At 49.2% G+C, this 626-nt stretch carries 2 rRNA genes; both read left to right on the forward strand.

Annotation, left to right across the window (positions count from 1 at the left end):
* A 23S ribosomal RNA gene (locus tag JaAD80_RS29930) occupies nucleotides 1-277 on the forward strand; the annotation flags it as partial.
* Nucleotides 278-416: 139 nt separating this feature from the next.
* Nucleotides 417-529, forward strand: a 5S ribosomal RNA gene (gene rrf / locus JaAD80_RS29935).
* The last annotated feature ends 97 nt before the right edge of the window (nucleotides 530-626 follow it).

Here is a 626-nt window from a genome sequence, read left to right on the forward strand (position 1 = left end):
GTTGGAAATTTGAAGGGGGCTGCTCCTAGTACGAGAGGACCGGAGTGGACGAACCTCTGGTGTACCGGTTGTCACGCCAGTGGCATTGCCGGGTAGCTAAGTTCGGAAGAGATAACCGCTGAAAGCATCTAAGCGGGAAACTTGCCTTGAGATGAGATTTCCCAGAGCCTTGAGCTCTTTGAAGGGTCGTTCGAGACCAGGACGTTGATAGGCTGGGTGTGGAAGTGCAGTAATGCATTAAGCTAACCAGTACTAATTGCCCGTACGGCTTGTCCCTATAACCTTAGCAGGTACAGAGGATAAGACGGTACAACGTTGTGAGTTTGTTGATACAACCAGTCATTACCCCAATCTTTGCTTCTTCCAGATTCATGGCCTTGTTGTCCTACAGGAGACAAGCGTCAGTACAAGTTATGCCTGATGACCATAGCAAGTTGGTCCCACCCCTTCCCATCCCGAACAGGACCGTGAAACAACTTTGCGCCGATGATAGTGCTGCAACCAGTGTGAAAGTAGGTTATCGTCAGGCTTGTTATTCGCAGTAAGAGAAAAACCCGTCAAGCAATTGGCGGGTTTTTTTTCGTCTGGTGGTTTGTGGGTTATGTCTGTGGTGTTTGTCGGCTTAC

This window comes from Janthinobacterium sp. AD80 (assembly GCF_002878455.1).
GTDB lineage: Bacteria > Pseudomonadota > Gammaproteobacteria > Burkholderiales > Burkholderiaceae_D > Janthinobacterium.